General features: G+C 70.8%; 5 protein-coding genes and 1 pseudogene. 4 read left to right on the forward strand and 2 right to left on the reverse strand.

The features are described from left to right. Positions 1 to 34: 34 nt before the first annotated feature. Together QL987_RS16600 and QL987_RS16605 are read left to right on the forward strand one after the other, a co-directional pair. Positions 35 to 913 carry an N-acetylneuraminate synthase family protein gene (locus QL987_RS16600; protein ID WP_290158759.1) on the forward strand — a complete coding sequence of 293 codons (879 nt, stop codon included), beginning with the start codon at positions 35 to 37 and terminating at the stop codon, positions 911 to 913. Beyond that, positions 910 to 2,313, forward strand: coding sequence for a DUF6716 putative glycosyltransferase (locus QL987_RS16605; RefSeq protein ID WP_290158756.1), 1,404 nt, complete (start codon positions 910 to 912; stop codon positions 2,311 to 2,313). The genes QL987_RS16600 and QL987_RS16605 overlap by 4 nt, the downstream gene beginning before the upstream one ends. On the opposite strand, the gene QL987_RS16610 is transcribed toward QL987_RS16605, so the two are convergent. Both QL987_RS16610 and QL987_RS16615 read right to left on the reverse strand, forming a co-directional pair. Next, complete coding sequence (locus QL987_RS16610; protein ID WP_290158757.1) at positions 2,254 to 2,517, reverse strand: thioredoxin family protein; 264 nt, start codon at positions 2,515 to 2,517, stop codon at positions 2,254 to 2,256. The two genes, QL987_RS16605 and QL987_RS16610, sit on opposite strands and share 60 nt — an antisense overlap. Before the next feature lie 124 nt (positions 2,518 to 2,641). Beyond that, positions 2,642 to 2,932 carry a hypothetical protein gene (locus QL987_RS16615; RefSeq protein ID WP_111075934.1) on the reverse strand — a complete coding sequence of 97 codons (291 nt, stop codon included), beginning with the start codon at positions 2,930 to 2,932 and terminating at the stop codon, positions 2,642 to 2,644. 129 nt (positions 2,933 to 3,061) lie between these two features. Between QL987_RS16615 and QL987_RS16620 the strand changes: the two genes are divergently transcribed. Together QL987_RS16620 and QL987_RS16625 are read left to right on the forward strand one after the other, a co-directional pair. After that, on the forward strand, positions 3,062 to 3,496 hold the full coding sequence (locus QL987_RS16620; RefSeq protein WP_290158758.1) for a MarR family transcriptional regulator: 435 nt from the start codon (positions 3,062 to 3,064) through the stop codon (positions 3,494 to 3,496). After that, positions 3,493 to 4,734: pseudogene (locus QL987_RS16625) on the forward strand (MFS transporter). The gene QL987_RS16620 and the pseudogene QL987_RS16625 overlap by 4 nt, the downstream one beginning before the upstream one ends. The last annotated feature ends 59 nt before the right edge of the window (positions 4,735 to 4,793 follow it).

Genomic DNA, 4,793 nt, shown 5'->3' on the forward strand with positions numbered 1-4,793 from the left:
CCGCGCGGACCTCCGCCGCGGAGAACGGAGCACCATGAGCGTCCGCATCGGCCTCTCCACCATCGGCGCGGGCAACCCCGCCTACCTCATCGGCGAGATCGGCCTGAACCACAACGGCGACGTCGAGATCGCCAAGCAGCTCATCGACGTCGCCGCCGACGCCGGCATGCAGGCCGTCAAGTTCCAGAAGCGGACGCCGGAGATCTCGACGCCCGAGCACATGAAGTCGATGCCGCGCAGCACCCCCTGGGGCGACATGACCTACCTGGACTACCGCTACCGCGTCGAGTTCGACCGCGACCAGTACATCGAGATCGGTGACCACGCGACCCTCCGCGGGCTGGACTGGTTCGCGTCGCCGTGGGATGAGCCGTCGGTCGCCTTCCTCGAGGACCTCAACGTCGTCGCCTACAAGATCGCCTCGGCGTCGGTGACGGACCTCGGCATGCTCGCCGCCGTCGCCGCGACCGGCAAGCCCGTGATCCTCTCGACCGGCATGTCGACGATGGAGCAGATCGACCGCGCCGTCTCGACCCTCGGCACCGAGCGGCTCGTGCTCCTGCACGCCACCTCGACGTACCCGCTCCCCCCGGAGGAGGCGAACCTCCGCATGATCGAGACCCTCGCCACCCGCTACGCCTACGCGGGCGTGCCGGTCGGCTACTCCGGTCACGAGCCGGGCCTGCAGATCTCCCTGGCGGCCGTCGCACTCGGCGCCACGGCCGTCGAGCGGCACATCACCCTCGACCGCACGATGTGGGGCTCGGACCACGCCGCATCGCTCGAGCCGCACGGTCTCCGCACGCTGGTGCGCGACATCCGCATCATCGAGACGTCGATGGGCGACGGCGTCAAGCGCATCTTCCCCGGCGAGCAGGCGCCCCTCGCCAAGCTCCGTCGGGTGGGTGCGTGAGCGCTGCGGCGAACGACGACGCGGGGACTGCCGGCCGGGAGGCACGCCACCCCGCCGGCACGCCGCCTCGCTGCCGACGGGTGGTCGGCCTGGTCGACACGGACTCGTTCGCGAAGTGGGGCGCCCACCTCCTCTCGGCGGCACCGGCGCACTGGTCGCTGGAACTGCTGACGGTGGCGACGCCACGGTCGGCGAGTCCGGCCCAGCTGCGGGCGGCGTTCCGTGACGTCGATGCCCGTCTGGGACCGATCGACCTCGCACCTCCCGAGCCGCTGAGCGTGGACGACGTGGTGGCGCGCCTCCAGGCCGACCCGCCGGACGCGGTCCTGGTGTCCTGCATCGGCCCCGTTGCGGAGGTGCTCATGGACCAGGTCCTGCGCTCGGTCCCGCGGCGGCCGGTCTTGGTGAGCGGGCTGCCGGGCATCTCGTTCCCGGCGAAGTGGAAGGGCGTGTTCCTGCGGGCGCGCGCCGACCTGTTCGTGCTGCACAGCCACCGCGAGGTCCGCGAGTACCGGAGCCTGGCGACCGCCAGCGGTGTCGAGCCGTCCTTCGCGCTCGCGACGCTGCCCTTCGCCCAATCGGCGGGAGCCCCGCGCGCCGGGGTGGTGCGCGACTCCGTGGTGTTCGCCGCACAGCCGAGCGTGCCCGCGGAGGAGGAGGACCGCCGTCGCGTCATCACCTGGCTCGCCGACACGGCACGGGCCCACCCGGAGTGGCGCGTCGTGGTGAAGACCCGCGCGGCCGCCGGCGAGCAGCAGACGCACCGCGAGACCTTCCCGTACGCCGATCTGCTGCCGGCCGATGCGCCGTCGAACCTCGTGGTCGAGGCCGGGCCGATGTCGCTGCACCTCGACCGGGCCGTGGCGCTCGTGACGATCAGCTCGACGGCGGTCCTCGAAGCCGCTGCCCGGGGTGTGCCCGCGTTGACGCTGACGGACTTCGGCACCTCACGGTCGCTCATCAACGAGGTGTTCGTCGACAGCGGGCTCGAGGGCACGGCTGACGACCTGGTGCACGGTCGCTTCGGGAGGGTCCGTCCGGAGTGGATGGCGGACAACTACTTCCACACGGCAGCTGACGACGACTGGGCGGACCGTGCCGAGGAGCTCATGCGCCTCCGGGACGCCGGCAGCCTGGTCGACCGGCCCGCTGCCCGGCGCAGTCGGGGTGGTGCGCTGCGGCGGGCGTGGGAGCGTCGGAGCGCACTCGGCGACCACGACCGGTCGGCGATCGGCCGGGTGGCGGCGCTCATCGGGACGCCGATCCGGGCCGTCAAGCGATCCGTACGACAGGTCCGACGCGTGATGCGGCCGGCCTCGACGCCGATCGTCGCACCGGTGTCAGTCGAGCGCCTTCGCGACCGCGACGAGGAACTGGTCACGGGTCGGGACGCCCGCTGAGCGGAAGACCTCGGTGCCGTCGTCGCGACGCACCAGGACGGTCGGGGTCGACCGGATGCCGAGCTCTTCGACGTGCTCGGGGTCGTTCGCGATGTCCCGTTCGGTGACGACGAGACCCGGCACGAGTCGGGCGGCGTCACCGACGACCCGACGGGCGGCGGCACACGGCGCGCAGAACGCGGACGTCCAGAGATCGACCTGCATGGTGTGGTGCAACGACGACTGCGACCGGGACACTCCCGATCGGACGACCTTGCCGCTCGACCGACAGTGCCTGAACGACAGTGCCCCGATCGTCGAGGACGACCGGGGGCACTTTCAGTGGCTGCTACTCGCGGTCGAACTCGCCGGAGCGGTCGCCGCGGTCCTGCAGGTCGTCGACCGGGTCGGACTGGTCGGGCGCGAACGTGTAGTCGACCGAGATCTGGTCGAGGACCTGGCGGGAGCCGGTGGCCTTGTAGGTGAAGGCAGTCTGCAGGCCCTCGACGTCCGCGAACACCGTCACCTCGTCGTCCAGCGCGTCGCTCGTGGCGGTGCGGGTGTCCGTGGTCCCGTCGAAGGGGCCCTCGTGGAAGATGGCGGTGAACTCGTCGCCCTCGTGGATGGTGATGTCGGTCATGTCTCCCTTCTACCAGGGCAGGGGGCACCGCCGTCCAGCGCATCGTGACCGGAGGGCGGAGGTCCGTGTCCTGGCGGAGGTGTGCCGGGCCTCCTTGCCGGATCCATAGCAACGCTATATAGTTCCACCGTGGAACAAGCGCGGGAACAGACCATCGAGACGCTCCTCGTCTCCGTCAACCGGCTCATCCGGTCCGCGCTCCAGGCCACCGGCCACACCACGTCCACCGCCGTCTGGCGGACCCTCGGCATCCTCGAGGCCGACGACGCACTCCGGCTCGGCGAACTCGCCCGGGCCTCGCGGGTGTCGCAACCGACCATGACCCGCCTGGTCGCCGGCATGACGGCCGACGGGCTCGTCTCGCGCACCGTCGACCCCGACGACTCGCGTGGGCAGCGCATCGAGATCACCGACATCGGACGCGAACGACTCGTCGCGTGGCGAGCCGCACTCACCAGGACCGTCGGGCCCCTCTTCGAGGACCTCACCGACGACGACTGGGACATCCTGCACGACGCATCGGCCCTCATCGCAGCGAGGACCAGAACGGAGACCACCGCGTGAACGCGCACGCACCCGCCGGACAGTCCGGTTCGATCCTGAAGCAGTCGTCGGCGGTGTGGGCGATCGCTTTCGCCTGCGTCGTCGCCTTCATGGGCATCGGCCTCGTCGACCCGATCCTCCCCGCGATCGCCGAGTCGCTGCAGGCCACACCCGCGCAGACGGAACTGCTCTTCACGAGCTACCTCGCCGTCACCGGTGTCGCGATGTTCTTCACCAGCTGGGTGTCCAGCCGGATCGGCGCGAAGAAGACCCTGATGATCGGGCTCGCCCTGATCGTGCTGTTCTCAGTGCTCGCCGCCGTGTCGAACGACGTCTGGACGATCATCGGCTTCCGCGCCGGCTGAGGTCTCGGCAACGCGCTCTTCATCTCGACCGCACTCGCCACCATCGTCGGTGCGGCATCGGGTGGGACCGCGTCGGCGATCATCCTCTACGAGGCCGCGCTCGGCCTCGGCATCGCGGTCGGCCCCCTGGTCGGGGGTCTGCTCGGCTCCGTCAGCTGGCGTGGCCCGTTCTTCGGCGTCACCACCCTGATGGCCGTCGCGTTCATCGCGATCGTGGTGCTGCTGAAGACCGGCACGCTCGAGAAGCCCACGCCGACCAAGCTCTCCGCACCGTTCCTCGCGCTGGGTCGACCGGCGCTGGCCGCCCTCGCCGCGACCGCACTGTTCTACAACATCGGGTTCTTCGTGCTCCTCGCCTACACGCCGTTCCCGCTCGGGTTCGGCGCACTCGGCATCGGCTTCACGTTCTTCGGCTGGGGTGTCGGCCTCGCGATCACCTCGGTGTGGGTCGCGCCGATGCTCACCGCGCGGATGCGTCGGACCAGCGTCCTCAAGCTCGCGCTGCCCCTGCTCGCACTCGACCTGTTCGCCGCGGCCGTCGTCGTGCGGTCCCAGGCCGGACTGATCGTCTGCGTCGTCATCGGCGGACTCGTGCTCGGTGTCCTCAACACGGTGCTCACCGAGTGCGTCATGGAGGCGACCGACCTCCCGCGCTCCGTCGCCTCCAGCGCCTACTCGGCCGTCCGCTTCATCGGTGGCGCCATCGCCCCGCCGGTCGCGACGCTCCTCGCCGACGCGTACTCGCCGAGCGCCGCGTACGTCTTCGCCGGCATCTCCGTGGCCGTCGCGTTCCTGGTCGTCGTCCTCACCACGAAGGTGCTGCGGCGCGTCGACGACGGGGTCGAGCCGGAGCGCGTCGAGGCCGAGGCGATCACCGCTGGCGAGATGGCGTAGCGCCTCCGGTCGGCGATGGCCGGGCCCGCGGTGCGGGCTCGGCCATCAGGGTGTGTGTG

It is taken from the genome of Curtobacterium sp. APC 4022 (assembly GCF_030407555.1).
GTDB lineage: Bacteria > Actinomycetota > Actinomycetes > Actinomycetales > Microbacteriaceae > Curtobacterium.